The sequence below is a fragment of the Ruegeria atlantica genome (assembly GCF_013032455.1).
GTDB classification, from domain to species: domain Bacteria; phylum Pseudomonadota; class Alphaproteobacteria; order Rhodobacterales; family Rhodobacteraceae; genus Ruegeria; species Ruegeria atlantica_B.
This window is the reverse complement of record NZ_WQCF01000024.1, coordinates 1-18,646: the sequence shown is the minus strand read 5'-3', so window position 1 is coordinate 18,646 and position 18,646 is coordinate 1. Positions and strand designations below refer to the sequence as shown.

13 protein-coding genes and 2 pseudogenes are annotated in these 18,646 nt (G+C 53.9%); 3 read left to right on the top strand and 12 right to left on the bottom strand.

Going from position 1 to position 18,646, the window contains the following annotated elements:
• The first annotated feature begins 233 nt into the window (after positions 1 to 233).
• Positions 234 to 1,591, top strand: a pseudogene (locus GOW93_RS20370) (ISKra4 family transposase).
• 510 nt (positions 1,592 to 2,101) lie between these two features.
• On the opposite strand, the gene GOW93_RS20365 reads toward GOW93_RS20370, so the two are convergent.
• The 5 genes and pseudogenes from GOW93_RS20365 to GOW93_RS20345 all read right to left on the bottom strand — a co-directional run bounded on the left by GOW93_RS20365 (position 2,102) and on the right by GOW93_RS20345 (position 7,169).
• Positions 2,102 to 4,279, bottom strand: coding sequence for a CARDB domain-containing protein (locus tag GOW93_RS20365; RefSeq protein ID WP_170388169.1), 2,178 nt, complete (start codon positions 4,277 to 4,279; stop codon positions 2,102 to 2,104).
• Between the two features lie 376 nt (positions 4,280 to 4,655).
• Positions 4,656 to 5,300, bottom strand: coding sequence for a phage terminase large subunit (gene terL / locus GOW93_RS20870; protein WP_170388167.1), 645 nt, complete (start codon positions 5,298 to 5,300; stop codon positions 4,656 to 4,658).
• A gap of 51 nt (positions 5,301 to 5,351) precedes the next feature.
• On the bottom strand, positions 5,352 to 5,525 hold the full coding sequence (locus tag GOW93_RS20355) for a hypothetical protein (RefSeq protein ID WP_170388165.1): 174 nt from the start codon (positions 5,523 to 5,525) through the stop codon (positions 5,352 to 5,354).
• 107 nt (positions 5,526 to 5,632) lie between these two features.
• Positions 5,633 to 6,338: pseudogene (locus GOW93_RS20350) on the bottom strand (IS6 family transposase).
• 228 nt (positions 6,339 to 6,566) lie between these two features.
• A complete protein-coding gene (locus tag GOW93_RS20345) occupies positions 6,567 to 7,169 on the bottom strand; it encodes a TetR/AcrR family transcriptional regulator (RefSeq protein WP_170388163.1) in 603 nt (200 codons plus the stop codon).
• Between the two features lie 171 nt (positions 7,170 to 7,340).
• Here GOW93_RS20345 and GOW93_RS20340 point away from each other — a divergent pair, with 171 nt between their 5' ends.
• Positions 7,341 to 8,735 carry an aminotransferase gene (locus GOW93_RS20340; RefSeq protein ID WP_170388161.1) on the top strand — a complete coding sequence of 465 codons (1,395 nt, stop codon included), beginning with the start codon at positions 7,341 to 7,343 and terminating at the stop codon, positions 8,733 to 8,735.
• 64 nt (positions 8,736 to 8,799) lie between these two features.
• Here GOW93_RS20340 and GOW93_RS20335 read toward each other — a convergent pair whose 3' ends face one another.
• The 7 genes from GOW93_RS20335 to GOW93_RS20305 all read right to left on the bottom strand — a co-directional run bounded on the left by GOW93_RS20335 (position 8,800) and on the right by GOW93_RS20305 (position 17,604).
• Positions 8,800 to 10,368 (bottom strand): trimethylamine methyltransferase family protein, encoded by a 1,569-nt coding sequence (locus tag GOW93_RS20335; RefSeq protein WP_170388159.1) that lies wholly within the window; start codon positions 10,366 to 10,368, stop codon positions 8,800 to 8,802.
• Between the two features lie 25 nt (positions 10,369 to 10,393).
• Positions 10,394 to 11,593, bottom strand: coding sequence for an aromatic ring-hydroxylating oxygenase subunit alpha (locus tag GOW93_RS20330; RefSeq protein ID WP_170388157.1), 1,200 nt, complete (start codon positions 11,591 to 11,593; stop codon positions 10,394 to 10,396).
• An 8-nt stretch (positions 11,594 to 11,601) separates the two neighbouring features.
• Positions 11,602 to 13,668 carry an FAD-dependent oxidoreductase gene (locus tag GOW93_RS20325; RefSeq protein WP_170388156.1) on the bottom strand — a complete coding sequence of 689 codons (2,067 nt, stop codon included), beginning with the start codon at positions 13,666 to 13,668 and terminating at the stop codon, positions 11,602 to 11,604.
• 93 nt (positions 13,669 to 13,761) lie between these two features.
• Positions 13,762 to 14,817: an ABC transporter substrate-binding protein gene (locus GOW93_RS20320; RefSeq protein ID WP_170388154.1), complete on the bottom strand. Its 1,056-nt coding sequence runs from the start codon at positions 14,815 to 14,817 to the stop codon at positions 13,762 to 13,764.
• Entirely contained in the window at positions 14,814 to 15,929 is a 1,116-nt protein-coding gene (locus GOW93_RS20315; RefSeq protein ID WP_170388152.1) for an ABC transporter ATP-binding protein, read from the bottom strand. Before GOW93_RS20315 ends, GOW93_RS20320 begins: the two co-directional genes overlap by 4 nt.
• Positions 15,930 to 15,949: 20 nt before the next feature.
• On the bottom strand, positions 15,950 to 16,744 hold the full coding sequence (locus GOW93_RS20310) for an ABC transporter permease (protein WP_170388150.1): 795 nt from the start codon (positions 16,742 to 16,744) through the stop codon (positions 15,950 to 15,952).
• Complete coding sequence (locus tag GOW93_RS20305; protein WP_170388148.1) at positions 16,741 to 17,604, bottom strand: ABC transporter permease; 864 nt, start codon at positions 17,602 to 17,604, stop codon at positions 16,741 to 16,743. The genes GOW93_RS20310 and GOW93_RS20305 overlap by 4 nt, the downstream gene beginning before the upstream one ends.
• A gap of 190 nt (positions 17,605 to 17,794) precedes the next feature.
• Here GOW93_RS20305 and GOW93_RS20300 point away from each other — a divergent pair, with 190 nt between their 5' ends.
• A complete protein-coding gene (locus GOW93_RS20300) occupies positions 17,795 to 18,442 on the top strand; it encodes a TetR family transcriptional regulator C-terminal domain-containing protein (RefSeq protein ID WP_170388146.1) in 648 nt (215 codons plus the stop codon).
• Positions 18,443 to 18,646: the final 204 nt, after the last annotated feature.

Here is an 18,646-nt window from a genome sequence, read left to right as displayed (position 1 = left end):
ACAGTGGACGACTTTTGCTCCGCCCAATGGCAGACTTTCTCACCGCCGTTGACAAGCGCACAAAAGCGGACAAAACGTGTGTAATGCAGGTCCTCTCCGAACCCAAAGCGGTCTTACTTACGGGCAGCTGCACCACTGAGAACCATCCGGCTCTTAGACGGCGAGTGGAAAGAATGTGGGGACACAAGCCGCTCCTGATCTAAAGTCTCGTTGTTTTTGCGAGAGGTATAGCGATGAAATTGAGGATCAAGTTGGAGACAGAGTTTGGTTGGGGCGAGACGCGATCACACGAAGTTTGCACCCTGGAACGCCGGTCGGTTGATACTTCAGATGCAGGCCTTGGGCTGTGTTTGGCCGAGGCGAAAACGATGTTGAAAGAAATTCAGCGTGCGCTGCTGCAAGGTCAGGTCGAAGAGATCAGCGAAATCGCTCGCGTCTGTCGTTTCTGCGGAACATATCTACCGGTTCATGACCGCCGCCGCTGACGCATCGATACGCTCTTTGGTCGCGTGAATGTCGAGACACTGCGGGTTCGGTTGTGCATGTGTGGGCACACGGGATTTCCTTCGCTGAAAGTCACACATTCTCCTTTGACTCGCCTCTTGCCAGACCACGCCACGCCAGAGCTTCGGAGATTGCAGGCGGAATTGGGAGCGCGCCATAGTTTTCGGGAAGCTGCAAGGCTTCTGAATGAACTGACACCTTGCGCCAAGCAAAACCAAGTGACGATCCGCAATAGACTTGCAACTATCGCTGAGGACCTTGCCGACAACGAACTTCCTGCAGCCACAGAAATCGACCAACGTTCAAATCCTTCCGATTTTACGGTGTTTCTGGACAGCGCCTACGTTCGATCAAGACCGGGATATCAACGTCGTAACTTTGAGATCATCGTTAGTTCCATCGAGAGTGAGCGGCACGAGAAGCGCCGATTTGGTCTGAGCGTGATCGGCGCGAACAATCCGCGCGAATATCTGCGGAGAAATTTGGAAGCGGCCGGATGGCACGAGGGTTCCGCGCTGGCAGTGCTGTCCGATGGCGGTCCGACACTACCACGATTGGTGCGGGACACCACAGTGCGGAGGCCAATCACACCCTGGACTAGTGGCATATTTCAACACGCATCGGACATGTAGAAACGACATTCCAATCCCTGATTTCTTTGCTGGAAGACCCTGTGGGTCTCGAGGTCGAGGCACTGGTGCAAAACTTGCGTTTGCGCATTTGGCACGGTCAAACTGCACGCGTGCTTGAAGCGATAGAAACGCTGTTCAGATTTGGAATGCACGTGCGAAGCCAAACTGTTGGCAGAACGAACGAAGCAGCGTTCTCGGCAATTTCGCGCACAATGGAGCTGCAAACCTACCTAGAAAACAATTGTACTGCACTAGTTAACTATGGTTATCGGCGGCGCAACGGCAAACCAGTCTCGACTTCTCAAGCTGAAGGCTTGGTAAATGATAACGCTAACGCTCGCATGGGGAAGAAACATCGAATGCGCTGGTCCGCGAAAGGTGCACATCGGGTGGCAACGATCAGAGCCGCGGTCCTGGATGGAAGGCTTGGCGAAGGTCAACTCCAAGCAGCTTGATCCCCACAATCTTTCCACTCCCTATCCCGGTCACCTTGGTCGTTCACGGATACGAGCTTGCAACGCAGACCGACCCAGTCCTATGGGCGCTGCAGCAGGCACATTTCATCAAAGGTTTTGCTCTGATTGGAGCGGCACTTCTAATTACTCCGATTGGTGTGACGCACAGATCTGCCAACGCTTAAGGGGCCGATATCAAGACTAAATTACTTCGAATGGCTGCTTTGCGCACTGAATAGCTGGAGAGAAAACTGCAACGGTGGATAGAGTTAGTTTCGCGGCGCAAATTCGAACGCTATCCTTATTTGGTTAATAAGCAGACATCCACCCTCGATGGGTCAGTGCGCCAGACTAGACCTTTGATGCCTTCTTGGTGTTTTCTTAAGTGATGCGAGGAGAAATCGCAGTGACCCGTAGCGGGGTCTGGTCCAAGAAAGGCACCCGCAGTTGGCGGTGCCTTTCCTGTTTTAGTCCTATAAATCTGCTTTCCAAAGGTCATTGCAGGGTTAGTCAGAAATCAACTGGAATATCTGTCTGTCCCTCTGTGATCAGGAAATGATCGATGCCCAGATCGTCGAGATCCACTCCTTTCAACAAAAGGCTGGAATCCTCGGCATATTGCAATAGTGCACCGTCACTTGTTTGGACGAGGTCCAGCAGAGGATCATATGTTTCGCCGACCCCAACTTCGATCACTACGGAGTCGAAATTGAAATCGAAGTCATCAACGACGTCGTGACCGAACCCTTTAGCCGCTCCTGCAGATGTATTGTGCACAACGCCGATCATGTCATTTCCGTCGCCGGTGATCAGCAGATCGTTCCCAAGACCGCCAACGATCAGATCGTCTCCTAAGCCAGCATCGATAGTATCGTCCCCGTCGCTGCCGATGATCAGGTCATTTCCTGCGCCGGTTTGCAGATCGTGAATGGTGCTTCCGGACAAATCCACCTGATCGTCATGATCCGTCGTTACCATACGCTCAAAATTTGTGTAGACCGACGCCGTCTGGCCACTGGTAGGGGAGAATTCGATTAACTCGTACGAGTTGGACACTACGGAATATAGCCCCACGCCTTCTGTGCTTGAGGAGAAATCCAGCGTGTCAACGCCTGCGCCACCATCGACCATGTCAAAGCCAGGCCCAGCAAATGCAAAGTCGTCACCACCAAGCAGATCCACGATGTCTCCGCCGGTGCCACTGACCCAAACGTCATCCGCCTCGGTTCCAACAGCAACCCCACCGACCAATGTCACGTCGGCAGCCGCGCTGTTGTTAGTAGCATCAACGTCCGATGGGGCATCTGATACCAAAATGACTTGATAATCACCGGCCGCCACGCTGCCGTCGATGTTTGCCGCAGCCGTGAGGGTTGTCGTTCCCCCGGCTTGCAGGCTTGCAGTGCCGGTCCAAATCTCGATGTCATCGGCAGAAAGCATCCCATCCGTCGACAGATAGGCGGTGAACCCGGCATTGATTGCCGGACCTGTCCCAAGGTTTGATACGTCAAATTCCAGATCAAGCCGCGCACCTGCAGAAGAACCGAGAAAATCATTCGGCCCCAGATCGAAATCTGATGAGGCTTCGATACTGACAGTGCCCACCGAGATGTCTACAGTTGGTTCTGGCGGCGGAGTAAGTGTGATCGTTTGGACGATCGTATTGTTGTCCAACTGCGTGTCTGCGGTTCCGTCGCCCCACTCGACTAGGCTGATCAGATAGTAATCGCCTGGAGCATAATCCTCCTGCAGCCAATGCGAGGTTGAGGGGCTTGTCGTCAAACCGGAATAGGTGCCTCCGGTGATACCCGCAATCCGGTGGTCGTCCACAGAGATCGTACCATCCGTGGAAATATAAGTCGCAACCCTGAAATACGAGACATCTATGTTGGAAGCATCGTGGATGACGTAATTCATCTGAATTCTCGCACCGCCCTCCAGATCGAGATCAGAACTGCCGTCGACGGTTGCGGACACAAGTTGCAGGTCTGTGCTGGGGGCTTCGACTGTGATCTGCACCCATTCCGTCTGGTTGTCCGCTTCACTTTCTTCGTCAAGAGAGTTGGTGCTGTCTACGCGCACGGCGACCCAGTAAGTTCCCGGCTCCAGCGATCCCGGGTCAAAAGAGAACGAGACTGCGCCCGAAGTTCCAGTGGCCGTAGCGCCAAGCTGGGCTGTGCCGACAGTGCTTATCACGGCCGCGTCATCCGGGGCGGACGCGATCAAAAGCTCGACTGTGGACTCTGCTGCGTCGATCACACCGTTGGACGCGACATCCACGTGGATGTCGGTTGTCTCGCCGGGGGACAGACTTACATCTTCAACCTCAAGGGTCCCGGCGGTTAGATTGGCAAGGCGGGGTAGGATGACCTCGGCCGCTGATTGCGTCATGTCCGCAAATTCGAACACTTCGACGCCCGAAATCGTATCGGTGCCTTCAGGACCCGAAACCTGGATACTCCCGTCGCTCAGCAAAGTGACGTCGTAGTCGTCCCTGGCATAGGTGAATACAACTGTGTCGGTGCCGCTTCCGCCATAAACTGTATCGTTGCCACCGCCACTGATCAGCCGGTCGTTCCCTCCCTTGCCATCCAATATCTCATCGGCGTCTGAACCTATGAGAACGTTGTCACGTTTGTTTCCGGAAATGACGTTGCTGTCACCGCCACCTTTATTTGGCTTGGGCATAATAACCTCCTTTAATCTATAGACTTACTGGTGAGTGACAAAGAATTACGTCAACAATTTGGCAATGAGTACTTTGACAATTAAACAATCTTGGGTAGATTTTTCCAGACGCTGAAAACTACCCGCGGGGTGAAATGGTGAATGTCTGTTTTGGTGAAGCTACACTGCTGCGCACATGCAAAATGCAGGGAACCGATTTGGACCCTAGGCACAGCGGCTAATGTCGGCTGAAATTTGCTGCTGTTGGTGCAAACTACAGCATCCGTCACATGGGGCTCGAAGCAGTCACCTGAGGCATTTGGTCAGGTGTCTGTTTACGGGCGGATAGCAGTCATTGCTTGGATGTTTGCACGTCATACAATGATATTGGCCGAGCTCATAATGCCCTCCCTAATTTACCTTTGTAGCGGGAACAGTGGCGCAATTCGTGTAGGGTATGATCAAGCGCGAGCAACGCTTGCGACATGCTATCGACCTGATCATCATGTTTGCCATTTGGGAAGGCAGCAACTTCGGCCAGAAAGGCTTCTTTCCATGGTGCAGACGCTGGTAACCTGACCTGCCCCTGTTCGATCTTTGGAGACTGAATAGACATCCGCTCATCTTTAGCGAGTTTTGGAGTATGTGACCTTACACCTTTCTTGGCCTGACCGCGCAGATGATCGTACACGCCGCGACCTGCACCAACCGTTTCGACCACGAGCAGATTTGGTCTCCATTTCTTGCGAAGCTTTGTCGCTTCACTCAGAAGATCCGGTTGCAGGTATTGCTGACGATGAACGTCCAGCAAATCGATGTAGTTGCCAATGAGCCCCCATGTTGTGCAGACAGAATGGTCATTGGATTCCCCGGGAACCGAGATTGTGTCCCAGCTTTGAATAATTGCTTCGTAATCACTCGAGCCTAGGCTTGATGGTATCGTAGCGAACCATTCTGGCTTCACGATATTCCCACCTGCGGGCACGGGTGATTGATGGTATTGCGCCTCGAGCTTTGTGCCGCCGATTTCAAGGCGAAGCACGTTGAGCTCCTCTAGATCAATGTGTTGGGGCAACAGGATGTCACCCCTTCGTCACGTCCAGATTAACCCGTCAGGCATGGCGACCATCCTCTCACGAACTTCGATCACTGGAAGCTCTAACACTTCCCACAGGCCGGTTTGGATCAGTCTTCCAGGCAGGTCATCCGGATGGAGTCGCAGAGCCACTACGGCCACACGCGCTTCTTTGCGTTGATCCAGCCGCATCAAGGCACTACCGCTGAACCACTCCCAAACCTTTTCCCGGTGGGCTTCAGAAAAGGTGCTGCCAGACGAATTCGAACCAGGCTCAGTTTGCCGCGGAAACCGTGAACCTAACCGGAACATAGTTGACGCCACTCGGCGAGAGCGGCGCTGCGTGTGAGCTTGAAGGTATCTCTGCTGGCTAGCGATCTTTCCTGGTTGAAGTGGTTGTAGACGGAGGAGTGGACGGCCGCGAACTTCTGCAAACTTCGCATGCGCCTTAAACGTTGCATGGCGCGTTCGCGTCTTCGAAACGGGAGGTGCGAATTCTCAACGCGGTTATTGAGCCACCTGCCCGTCTGCTGTTTTTCGGTAGAACCAAGCTCTCTGAGAGCGGCCCGACACGATGCGAAGCGATCCGTGACGTTGTGTTCCGCTTTACCGTGTCGCTTCATCAATTTCTTGAGGAATTTCAGTGCTGCAGCTTTGTTTCGGTGTTTCTTGACGACGACTTCCAGCACCTCGTCTTCGTGATCAACAGCCCGCCAAAGATAATCCTCTTGCCATTTCCTTCACAAAAACCTCGTCCACGTGCCACTTCCATTTGGAGAAAGCGCGCAACTGCTGAACACGCTTCCGTCTGATCTCAGCAGCAAACATCGGGCCAAACCTGTTCCACCAATATCGGACAGTTTCGTAGCTCACGTCGATGCCGCGCTCATGCAGCAAATCTTCCACATTTCGAAGCGAAAGCGGAAACTGAACATAAAGCATAACCGCCAGGCGGATGGCTTGGGGGCTGGTTTTGAAGTATTTGAAGGAGGCAGGTTTGGTCATCCATAAACGCTACGCAACCGCCCTGTCCCACTCAAGCAAAGTTCCTCTGACAAGACCCTTCTGACAAGGCCTCCATTATAATCGGCGCGCTGCCGTTCAGCGTCGTCTGGCTTGCTCATTGGCATCTCTCTGGCCAAAGCAATGATAAACGACCTGCTCCGATTGAACCACGATGCGCGAACAGATTTGTGATTGACCGTAGTATTTTCTCATTCTTTTCGGTCACGGTCACCTGAGAAGCGACTGTGTCAAAAAGTGTTTCGGGAACATTGACCGCAGCATAAACAGGCAAACCTTCAATGCTTCCTCGGGTTTGTAGATATCGGAGTGCAAATGGTAGTCGGTCCAGAGCCCTTCCAGCAAAGCAATCAAAGCGTCTGTTGCAAGCTTGGCGTCGACGTCTTCGTATTCACCTTCGACTTTAATTTGCTCCAACAGCTTCAGTATCATCGCTCTGAAACCTGTGTCTCGCGAGTCGATTAAAGGAAATATTTTCGGATTCGAGAGCGCTTCAGCCCGAAACGAAAACCAGATCGCAACGTCCCTTGGATTAAGGACTAAGGGGTCGAAATCTGCCTTTATGACGGAGATCAGCTTCTCTGCTGGGTCTAACTCCGGATCTTCAGCGATGGCCTTCCACTGCCCTGCGTAGCGGGCAGACAACTCCTCAGCCACCGCAAGCAGCAGGTTTTCCTTGGAGCCAAAGTGCAGGTTTACCATCCCTTGCGACAATCCCGACAACTCTTGGATTCTTGCCGAGGTCGTACCGCGAATTCCGTATTTATAGATGGCGTTCGCAGCAGCCTGGATCAGCTGAATTCGGTTCTGCAACTTGCCCAGATCTCGGGCATTGGTTGGCGTATCGGGCTCGAGAGTAATCTTGTTGTCCTTCGCTGGTGTGCTTGTTCTTTGTTTTCTCGCATTTAGCGGAACGGAAGTTCAAGCATTGACATTGAATGAATGATTGTTCATTTTGTGATATATGTTACACACAGGTGCCGTATGACCATTTGGAACTCCGACTTTCAGTCCCTACGTGACTGGGACAACGAACACTTCCTCCACCCTTGGGAGGGGATGTCATATCTCGGCAAAAATGAACGAACCTTTGCCGAAACCGGACTTGGAATTCACGTCGTGACTGAGGACGGAAAGCGCCTGATAGACGGACCTGCCGGGATGTGGTGCGTTCAACTGGGCTATGGAAACACCGAGATTGCCGATGCTATGGCCCAGCAGGCGAAAGAGATGGCGTATTTTTCGCCCTTCAACAATGCCAACTCAGCTCCGGCCCGGTTGGCGCATGAGATCGCCAAGAGAACCCCAGGTGACCTGAACCACGTGTTCTTTACTACCGGTGGATCAACGGCCGTTGATAGCGCTTTGCGTTTTGTGCAGTTCCGTAACAACCTGCTGGGTAAACCTGAAAAGAAGATCGTGATTTCGCGACAGAAGGCCTATCACGGATCGACCTATTTGGCGGCCTCCGTATCCGGAAAAGAGCGCGACAAAGGGTGGTTAGACCAGGCGTCTCACTTGACGCGGTTTTTGCCGAACGTGAACCCGTATACGCGTCGCCCCGATCAGACGGTCAATGACTTTCTGGACGAAAAAATTGCTGATCTGGAGAACATGATCCTACAGACCGGAGCAGACAAAGTCGCGGCTTTCATCGCTGAACCGATCCTGTGCTCTGGTGGCGTCATCGTGCCTCCGCAGGGGTACCATAAGCGCTGCCTAGAAATCTGCCGGAAGTACGATATCCTGTATATTTCAGACGAGGTCGTAACCGGGTTCGGCCGGCTTGGCCATTGGTTCGCGTCCGAAGATGTCTTTGGGATTCAACCCGATATCATCACCTGTGCCAAAGGAATGACGTCCGGGTATGTACCCATGGGGGCTTGCATCATTTCTGACCGGCTGATTGAGGATGTGACGGGAAACAACGCGCAGAACGCCACTTTTTCAAACGGTTTCACGTATTCGGGCCATCCAGTGAGCGCAGCAGCAGGTTTGAAGACCATCGAAATCATGGAGCGCGACGGTGTTCTGGAACATGTCCGCGCGATCACACCGCTGTTCGAAGAGCGTCTTCAGGCTCTGGCCGACTTGCCGCTGGTCGGCGATGCCCGCGGTATGGGGCTCGTGGGGTGCGTCGAATGTATTGCCGACGTAAATGCCGAAAACCTGTTGGATTTGGATAAGTCAGTTGGTGCATTGATTGACCAATATTGTCAGGAGAACGGGCTGATCTTGCGGCCAATTATCAACATGTGTGTGTTCTCCCCACCACTGATCATCAAGGAAGGAGAGTTGAACGAGATGTTCGACATCCTTGAAAAAGGAATCCGGCTGGCAACCGACGACCTGACGCGCCAAGGCGTATTCAGAACTTAGGCACACCCGCGAAGCGGCTTCGCAATGATTCGCGTTGCGAAGCCTGACTTACGATGATCAGCGCTTATCCGGCGCGCATCGCTTCACGCGGCAATTTGATCGGGAACCTGGACCGAACCTCTTCGTCCACCTTGCTGCCAAAGTAGTTCGGGTAGTGATTGGACAGAATGTCATCCACAACGGATCGGCTCCGCTCGAACATATCCTGTCGACCTGCTTTCTCCCACGTATCTGTCAACTCTCGGTCCAAGAGGGTCGGATAGACGTATTCCGTCTCCATGTATTGCAAGGTCTGCGCGTTGCCGAGGAAGTGACCGGGGTCAATTGCACATTCATGGATGACATCGACGGAAAGCGTGTCATCGCTCACCTCGATCCCGCGAAGCGTTCGCGAAATCATGCCCGCAGCCTCGTTATCGATGACCATTGACTCAAAGCTACAGCCCATCAGGCTGCCGAGCATTCCACCAAATTCGCAGAGCCGGTTGGCTCCGGCGTGGGCCGCCAAAGCGAAGGTCAGTGCTTTTTCCAGCCCATATTGCGCGTCAGGTATTTTGGAATCGGTCATGCCGCATCCGACGCTGGTCGGCAGGTTGTAGAAATTGCCCATCTGAATAGCAGCGGCTGAAATCAACGCCTGCTCGCCACTGCCCCCTGTAAACGAACCGGTTCGCAGATCGGTAATAAACGGCCATGCCGCAAAGACCACCGGGGTCCCCGGATTGATCAAATTTGCGATGGCCAGACATGAAAGGGTCTCGGCCACCGCTTGCGCCAGCGTGCCAGCCAACGGCGCTGGAGACGTAGCCCCAGCTTGCGGCGGGACGGCCAGATCGCAGACAAGCCCCATCTTCGCAGTATCAATCAGGATTTCCAGGTTTTCCCGCCCGAACCGGAGCGGGGATACGATGGGGCAGCCACCAAAAATGACCGAGGGCTTTTCAAGGAATTTGCCCTCCCCACCTGACGCCAGATCGAACAGATGGATCGCATCTTTAATGTGCTCGCGCGTGCGGAATGTCAGGCAGGATGGTTTTTCGCTGCCCGCCAGAATGGCGTAGAGCATGCTCATGTCGTGCTCGTAGTCCTGCGGTACATCCGTTGCCAGAACCGTATCGCCGGTCATGTGAATGTTGTCGAGCCGGTCAACCAGACGGGTGAAGTCGTAGATATCCTTGAGCGTTGATGGTCTGTAGCTGCGCGTTTCCGCGTCAAACGTTGTCACAGCCGTTCCGGAATTTGCGTAATACACTTTGTCCTTGGTGCAGTGCATGTCGTCTTTACCAGCCCGCGATCCGCGTGCATGGACATAGAATTCGCTAGCAGCCTTGGCCAAAAGGTCTTCCATCAGGGCGCGGGAAAAACACAGTCTGCCATGCGCGTTCAGTGTCGCCCCTTTTGGCACCACAAGATCGAGAACTTCCTGCGTAGGGTCCCCTACCCCCGTGCGTTCCAGAATGCTGAGCGCAGCTTCGTGAATGCGCGCCATATCGGCGTCTGACAGCGGTTTGTATCGTCCACCGGGAATGCCCGGCCAGATTGCTTGCGAAGCGGTGTTGCTGGTTCGCACAGCTGCTCGCGCTTCACGCCCACCCCCGCGCCGTCTTGATCTGCGCTTCGTTAGCTCTGTCATAGTATTTCTCCGAATTCTGAGCGTGTCAGATCATGCTGAAGTAATTGCGATAGAAGCCTGGAATACTCCACTCCATCTCGGATAGCGGTCCCGGCACGAAGTGGTGGGAGTTCACGCCCTCCTGATTGTGACGGATGATCCGCTCATCATCGAGCGACGTGACGTGCCAGAGCCATGTCAATGCGTCCTTATCGTAGTCACGACCCTCTTGAACGTCGCCGCGCACGTACCAAACGATCTGAATATCCGTTTCCTGCAGGGCGCGCGGGACGAATCGATAACCGACCACGTGATCTGCATAGACGAGAAAGTAGTTCAGCGTCCCGATCCCCAGATCAGTGGCACCGCCGTCGTGGGTATTCAATTCACCCAAAGGCGGTGCCAAGGGTGCGCCATCCTTACTGCCCGTCATGTAGCCGGGGAACAGCGGGTAGCGCCGCCAATAGACATCCGCACCCGGCGCGAGCGCGTTTTCTCCGGTCAGGTCCAGCTCCTCTGCAGGTATTCCAGCCTCTTTCATCCGCTCATGAAGAGCCCCGCTGAACTCCAGAACCTGAGCAGGATCTTTCAGAGAATGACTGCGCGAATAATCTTGATGGGACGGCGCGCAATGATAACATTCCAGATAGTTCTCTAGGGCCAGTTTCCAGTTTGCCGGAACCGGATATGAGGCCTCATGCGCGACCTTCAGGTTCTCAAAATTGAACGGCTTGGAAAGCGGGGCCAGCCTCTCCAAAGCAGCATCCAGCGGCGGAGCATCTTCTGCTGCGCAAACAAAAATCAGGCCCTGGAAAACTTTCACCTGAACCGGGAACAATCCGTATTGGCCTGGATCAAAATCCGTCCCCATTGACCGCCCGTTTCGTAGCTTGCCGTTCAGGTCAAAAGTCCACGCGTGATAGGGACAGATGAAATTGCGCGCCTTGCCTTTCTTTTCGACGCAAACACGCGATCCCCGGTGGCGGCACACGTTCAGATGTGCACGTACCTCGCCCTCTCGATCCCGAACGACAATCACGGACTCGGATCCATAGTCGAAAAGGAAGTAGTCACCGGGTTCAGCGACCTGGCTGATATGGCCGACCCAGATCCAGTTACGATTCCAGAACGTACTGATATCGTTCTCGTATACTGCCTGGGACGTATAGAAGTGACGCGGCAAGGCGAATCCTTCCCGTTGCGCTTCCATCAAGTCGCGCATTACTTGCAGGTCATCTTTTGGCATAGCGCACCTCATACAGATTCAAGGGAAACGATTTCCCGGCGGAAAAATTCGCGGTCGATATCGCCCGCGTCGCGTTCGAAATTTCGGGCTGCCATGTGGCCAGAGTAAACGGCGTCAGCGATCAAACCCGGGTTCGCGGCATCACCGATCAATTCCAACGTAGTCAGCGGATTGTCGGCTAAACCGCGCAGCTCATCGTAAGGGGCGGTTTCTCGCATTCGCTGCGTCACGAGCACGACAGAGCCGCATTCAATGGAATGCTCTCGTCCCGTGTAGACGCACTTCAATGTGGCCTGACCGGATGCTACATTGACCAAGGTCTGGGACAGGATCAGTTGAACGCCTTTTTCCAACAGACCGCGTTGCACTTTAGTCTGCTCCAACGTCAATTCGGTAAACGGTGAAACTATTGAGGCCGGCGTTACAAAGACGACCTTTCGTCCGGCCTGAGCCAGATGATCCGCCAACACTCCACCGAGATAGGCTTGATCATCATCGTAGATCACAATTGGGCCGTCCTCCGGCAAGACCCCGGCCATGATGTCATCCGGAGTGAAAACCTGAGAACCTGAACCGGTTGATACACCGTGAAATGCAGATTTCCCGCGTCCGTCTCGTCGCCATTTTGCGCCAGTCGCAACAAAGACGTTCGGAATACCCAGTTCGACAATCTCACTTGCAGACAAACGGCTGTCGGTGAACAGCTGAACGTTCCCGCGTTGTTGCAGGTCGTAGATTCTGTGATCCGTCACGCGCTTCCAGGCGGATAGCCCGGTCAGGCTGGATTCTTGCAACACGCGTCCACCAAGCTCTTGCTTGGCTTCGGCTAACGTCACCTCATAGCCCCGGCGGGCCAGCTGCATGGCACATTCAAGTCCAGCGGGACCACCGCCAACAACGAGCGCGGTGTCTTCTTTTTCCCGGCGCTCAATGATCTCAGGATGCCATTTCCTCCGCCACTCTTCGCCCATTGTTGGGTTTTGGGTACATCGTATGGGGACACCCAGAGAATCGGATGAAACACAGATATTGCAGCCAATGCACTCGCGGATTTCTTCGGTGCGGCCTTCCTTGATTTTGTTGGGAAGAAACGGATCAGCAATGGATGGTCGCGCAGCACCGATAAAATCAAGGATACCTTTCTTGACCAGTGACGCCATCAAATCCGGAGACGTCAGCCGTCCGACGCCCACAACAGGCTTGGACGTTACCTGCTTCACGAACTCGACATACGAGGACTGAAATCCGTCGCGGGGTTCAAAACGTGTTGTAGCAGAGTCATTGCTCCAATCCGCGACGTTCACGTCCCAGAGGTCTGGCAGTTCGGCCAGCAATTCGACAACGGCACGGCCTTCTTCGTGCGCTTGCATCCCGTCTGACCCCAGCATTTCATCGACCGCGAACCGAAGGGCGATGGCGCAATCATCGCCAACCTCTTCTTTGGCGTCCTCCAGAAGCTCTCGGGTCAGGCGCACCCGGTTCTCTAACGAGCCGCCGTATTCATCCATACGGTCATTGAACTGCGGCAGCAGAAAATGATGAGGCAAGGTCATGTGATGGCCGGCATAGACATACACAATATTAAAACCCGCTTCGCGCGAGCGCCGCGCCGCCGCACGGTGCCATTTTCGGAACTCACGAATGTCCGACTTGTCCATTGCCCGAGCCTGTTTGGGATACGCGGTTTGCAGGGCGAGTTCCGACGGGGCCAACAAGGGGGCGCGGCTCAGGTGGTTCTGCGCATGGTGGCCGTTATGCGCCAGCTGGATTGCAGCCAGCGACCCTTTTTCATGAACTGAGTTGGTTATCAGACGCAGCGCAGGGATGTCTCTATCATCCCAGATCCGGTTCTCGGAAAAGGGTGATAGGTCCGAAGTGGGATGAATCTCGGCCTCCTGGGTGGATACCACGGCCCAACCACCCTCGGCCTTCATTGCCCGCATGGCGGCTTCGGCCTGCGGTCGCAGGTGTCCCAAGCCATTGCAGTGGGGTACTTGATAGAACCGGTTTCGAGCCGTCACTGGCCCAACTTGAACCGGTTCGAAGAGTACAGAGTATCCGTCAGCGCCTGACATTGCCGCGCTTCCTCCAAAAAATCGGAAATAGTTTCGTGGGAATGGAAGGGTTCCTATGTACCCACCATTCCCGGCTGTGTTGTAAAGGTGCCCTTAGAAGCCAGCTTTGATGCGCTCGAACTCCTTCAACATCTTGGCTTCCAGTTCAGGGTTAACCGCGTCAAAGAAGAGACTTCCCTCAAAGAAGCTGTCCACGTCCGAGAACCCGTAAGTTTCAATCAGCTCTGGGTCTGCCTGCGCAAAAGCGTCTTCGTTGGCGTGGGCGTATCCCCAGCTTTCGATGATGTATTTACCGCTTGCGGCAGAGCTAAGCGCGTTGAGCATGTCATAAACCTGCTCATCCGACTGTTTGGCAGATTTCAGATGCACGTAACCACAGACCCAGGTGGCAATGCCTTTGTCCACATCACGCATCATGACCGCTGGGGTTTCGTTCCAGATCAAGTTTAGTTCCGATTGGTTCCATCCCCAACCCAGCGTGACCTCACCGCTGGCAATTGCCTGATCAAGCTGGCCGGCGTCAGACCAATAGAAGCGCACATTCGGGTGAATCGCCCGCAGGTAGTCCGCCGCTTTTTGGAATTCTTCGTCGCTCATATCCGTATAGCTGGAGGCGCCAGTCGCCAATGCCGCCATTGCAAATGCACTGGATGCTGCGTCCGGAACGGCAACTTTACCCTGGTAGGCCGGATCTGCTAGCAGCTGCAGCGAAACATCGTCCGCTGAGATCATATCGGTACGATAGATCAGGCCAGTGTTGCCCCATTCGAACGGCACCATGTAAGTCTGCCCGTCGATCGTGATGCCATCGACCTCTTTGATCTTGGGCATCAGCTTGTCCCAGTTTTCCAGCTTGCTGGTGTCGATCGGCTTGATCATATCCGCCGCAACCCATTTCCTCAGAGCGTCCGTACAGGGATGAGCCAGATCAGCCTCAAACCCGGATTGAAGCTTGGTAAAGGCCTCTTCCACGCTGCCGAAATAGGTGTAGCTGGGTGCGCCGCCGTACTTTTCGACATAGTCGCCGTAAAACCCCTGATCCTCATATCCGGACCAGTCAAAAACGGTCAGATCAGCGGCATTCGCCAAAGCTTGACTGGCAGTAAAGGTGGCAACAACTGCTGCTATAAATGATGCTGCTTTATTCATGTTTCTCCTCCCAAAGATTCACGTTTACCCAAGTCGATCACCGAGGCGCTTTGAACGCCAAGCCAGACGGTATCGCCGCGGCCGTGATCGACTGTATGAAAGTAGTTCGGTACTGCGACGGCGATGCTTTCCGGCAACCCGTCGATGCGCACGTAATAGTGGACGCTTTCGCCATAGAAGGCGACGTCTGACACCTTGCCTTGAACATAGGCGTCATACCCATCCGGTTTTTCCGCGCTGATTTCCAACTGCTCAGGCCGAACGCCGACCAGCAGATCTTTGCCATGCACCTGAACATTCGGGTTCACCCCAATTGTCATCGAGCCAAACCCTTGAACATTCACGTCCAGCGTGTCGGCGTTCTCAGCAGTCACTTCGGCCTTCAGAAAGTTCATTCCGCCGATGAAAGAGGCCACCTCTCGGTTGCAGGGTTGGGAATACAGAACCTCTGGCTTATCGACCTGCTTGAGTTGCCCTGCGAACATGACGCCGATCCGGTCGGACATAGTCATCGCCTCGTACTGGTCATGCGTGACCATGACGAAGGTAATTCCAAGCTTCTGCTGTAGGCGGCGCATTTCCAATTGCATCGCTTCGCGCAGGTTTTTGTCCAGCGCGGACAAGGGCTCATCCAGCAGCAACACCTTGGGCCGCATGACCAGTGCGCGGGCAAGCGCCACTCGTTGCCGCTGGCCTCCCGACAACTCGTTGGCCTTTCGATCCTGCAGGCCGCCAAGCTCAACCATCTCAAGCGCCTCAGCAACGCGTTCTTTGATTTCTTTTCGCGAGAGCTTTGTCTTGCGCAATCCGAAGCCAACATTATCACCGACATTCAGGTGCGGAAAAATTGCATAGCTTTGGAACACCATATTGGTGGGGCGTTTGTTGGCAGGCACCTCGCCCATTGTGCGGCCATCAATCCGGATCTCACCCTCTTCATGATCCTGAAATCCCGCAATAATGCGCAAGGCTGTTGTCTTACCGCAGCCCGAAGGCCCAAGCAGCGAAAAGAACTCGCCCTCTTTCAAGGTGAGGTTGAGATCGGACACAGCCACAAAGGAACCAAAACGTTTTTCAACGCCCTGAATTTCAATGATGTTCTGTTCGCTCATCTTGTTCGTTTCCTTTGGCTTCAATCCGAGGATTGGGTGGAACGGCGGCGGAAGTATTCTGCAATCAACAGCAGCAAGACCGAAGACAATAAAAGCAGCGACCCAAGTGCCAACGTGTTGGGCAGTTTTGCCGGGAAGCGGATCTGGCTCCAGATATAGACCGGCAGCGTCGGGCTGTTTCCGGACAGGAAAAAGGCCAGCACGAACTCGTCAAAAGACACAGTGAACGTGACCAAAAGGCTGGCGATGATACCCGGTGCGACGATTGGCAGAGTAACGCGCCGAAACGTTCCCACGACGCTTTCGCCGAGGTCGAACGCGGCTTCCTCCAAGGACTGGTCGAAATCGTCAAATGCAGACTTCATGATCGACACGGAAAAGGGCAGCGCCACAAAGACATGGCCAAGGATCACTGTCGTCAGCGATGGCTTCAGCCCGACGCTGATGAACAGCACCAGCATGGAACTGGCGACAATGATACCGGGAATGACCAGGGGGAGCATGACCAGGCCCTCAGATAGTTCCCGCCCCGTGAACCGATAGCGAACATAGGCGCGGGCCGCGAACAGGCCCAGAGAGGTCGCCATCAAGGCAGTTACGCTGCCGACGATCAGCGAGTTCACCATCGCCTGCAGCAGCGTGTCCTGCTGACCCAACTGCGCGTACCATTTGAGCGTGAACCCTTTTAGCGGGAAGGCTACGATGGTTCCGTCGTTGAACGAAAACAGTGGCAATAGCAAAACCGGCAAGTAGAGAAATACCAGATAGGCGATCGCATAAACCAGCAACCATGAGATACGAAATGCCTTGGTCATCTGATCCTCCGGCCCAATGCGGTGACGACCACCACGAACAGGATTGCAACGCAGCCGACCGAAAGCATGGCAAGAAGAGACAGAGTTGCACCCAACGGCCAGTTATTGGCGGCGCCGAACTGCACCTGGATCAGGTTGGCCACCATCTTACCCTGCGATCCACCGACCAAGGCCGGAGTGACGTAATCGCCCACCGTTGGGATGAAAATGATCAGGCAGGCCGCACTGATCCCCGGCACTGTCAGGGGCAGTGTCACGCGCACAAACCGTTCTAACTTACTGCAGCCAAGGTCGGTTGCGGCTTCCAGCAGACTACGGTCAATCTTTTGGAGCGAGACATAAATCGGCAGGATCGCAAATGGCGCCCACGCGTGGGCTAGCGTGAGAACAACAGCGAATTCGTTGTAGAGCAGAAATGTCAGTGGTTCTTGTATCAAACCAAGTGAAATCAGCGCTGAGTTCAACACCCCGTTGAAGCCAAGAATTAGTTTCCAACTGAACACGCGCAGAAGATAGCTGCTCCAAAAGGGAATAGTGATCAACAACAGCCAGAGGGTCTTTTTCTGTGTCCGAAACGCGATGAAGTAGGCAATCGGATAGGCTAGGCAGACCGTTGCCAATGTCACCGCCCCCGCAATCGCAACTGACCGGATCATCAAGTGCCGAACCAAGGGGTCGGTGAACGCCTCTTGGTAGTTCGCCCAAGTCAGCGTGCGGTCAATCTCGACATAAGTCTGGGTCCAAAAGCTGTAGGCGACAAGAATGCAAAGAGGTACGGCTACGAGCAGCCCCACGTAGAGCGTCGCAGGCGCGCTTAGTGCCAGGCCCTTGCCCGTTTCACTTCGTAGTACTCCGGCCATGCTTCCCTGCTGAACGTCGTTTTCGGTGGCGCGACGACTCCAATCACAAAATGGACAATCGTCCATTTAAATCTGGAATTTTCGAACTAGGTGTGTCAACTGTTATTTTCACAGCCGAGACTGGCCAATTTCACACGGGCCGCTAGAAAGCACTCCAAGAGACTGAAAACAAACAGAACCGCATTATAAAATGACTGGAAGACGACAAGAAATACGCGAACGAAACCGCCTATCTCTGATCGAGGCAGTACTAGACTCGGTCGCAGAAAAAGGAATCTCCGAAACGTCGGTCAGCGAAATCATTCAACGCGCCGACTTGTCACGCGGCATGATTCATCTTCACTTCGGTGGCAAAGACAACCTTGTAGACGAAGCCGCCCGCTACTCGTCCGAGCAATACTACAATGGTATTTATGCCTTGTTGGAAACGACCGGGCAAACCGGACAGGAACATATTGAGATGATTGTTCGGGGTGACTTGAGTGAAGCCATTCTCAATAAGAAGAACGTCTCCATTTGGTATGCGTTTCGAGGCGAGGCCCGAAATAGGGCCGCAATCGCTGCGTTTTCAGATACTCGCGATGCTAAGCTTCGGAATCTAGTTTTCAACGCTTTCGCTCGAATTGCGAAAGAAGCCGGGATCAAAAACCCCAATCAGGTTGCGCGGGACGCCACGCACGGCACACTCGCAATGCTAGAAGGCATGTGGACCGATTATCTACTCCACCCGGACTCATTTGATCGCGACGAGGCAACGAGAATTGTTTTTCGATTTCTGCGTGCAATGTTCCCTAAGCATTTTGACCTGAGCGGTGCCTTATTATTTGATAAGAGTTAGCGAAGAGTTGTTTTTTGCATCAAACTCGATGCATGCCATCAATCAAGCTCCAGTAAATCAATTTCACACCTAGCAATTATCGGCATGGATGCCCGCTTTGGACTCAGAGCGGTCATTCGTTCAATCGCGACGAATGTCTACTTTGTCCGGATAGTGTTGAAGAAGTCGATGTTTTGGCTAGTTTGACGGTTGTCGAGATTTTGG

Excerpts from the sequence above, each read along its gene's own strand:
- GOW93_RS20365 (WP_170388169.1), bottom strand. The coding sequence starts at position 4,279 with ATGCCCAAGCCAAATAAAGGTGGCGGTGACAGCAACGTCATTTCCGGA.
- GOW93_RS20355 (WP_170388165.1), bottom strand. The coding sequence starts at position 5,525 with ATGCGGCTGGATCAACGCAAAGAAGCGCGTGTGGCCGTAGTGGCTCTG.
- GOW93_RS20340 (WP_170388161.1), top strand. The coding sequence starts at position 7,341 with ATGACCATTTGGAACTCCGACTTTCAGTCCCTACGTGACTGGGACAAC.
- GOW93_RS20335 (WP_170388159.1), bottom strand. The coding sequence starts at position 10,368 with ATGACAGAGCTAACGAAGCGCAGATCAAGACGGCGCGGGGGTGGGCGT.
- GOW93_RS20330 (WP_170388157.1), bottom strand. The coding sequence starts at position 11,593 with ATGCCAAAAGATGACCTGCAAGTAATGCGCGACTTGATGGAAGCGCAA.
- GOW93_RS20325 (WP_170388156.1), bottom strand. The coding sequence starts at position 13,668 with ATGTCAGGCGCTGACGGATACTCTGTACTCTTCGAACCGGTTCAAGTT.
- GOW93_RS20320 (WP_170388154.1), bottom strand. The coding sequence starts at position 14,817 with ATGAATAAAGCAGCATCATTTATAGCAGCAGTTGTTGCCACCTTTACT.
- GOW93_RS20315 (WP_170388152.1), bottom strand. The coding sequence starts at position 15,929 with ATGAGCGAACAGAACATCATTGAAATTCAGGGCGTTGAAAAACGTTTT.
- GOW93_RS20310 (WP_170388150.1), bottom strand. The coding sequence starts at position 16,744 with ATGACCAAGGCATTTCGTATCTCATGGTTGCTGGTTTATGCGATCGCC.
- GOW93_RS20305 (WP_170388148.1), bottom strand. The coding sequence starts at position 17,604 with ATGGCCGGAGTACTACGAAGTGAAACGGGCAAGGGCCTGGCACTAAGC.
- GOW93_RS20300 (WP_170388146.1), top strand. The coding sequence starts at position 17,795 with ATGACTGGAAGACGACAAGAAATACGCGAACGAAACCGCCTATCTCTG.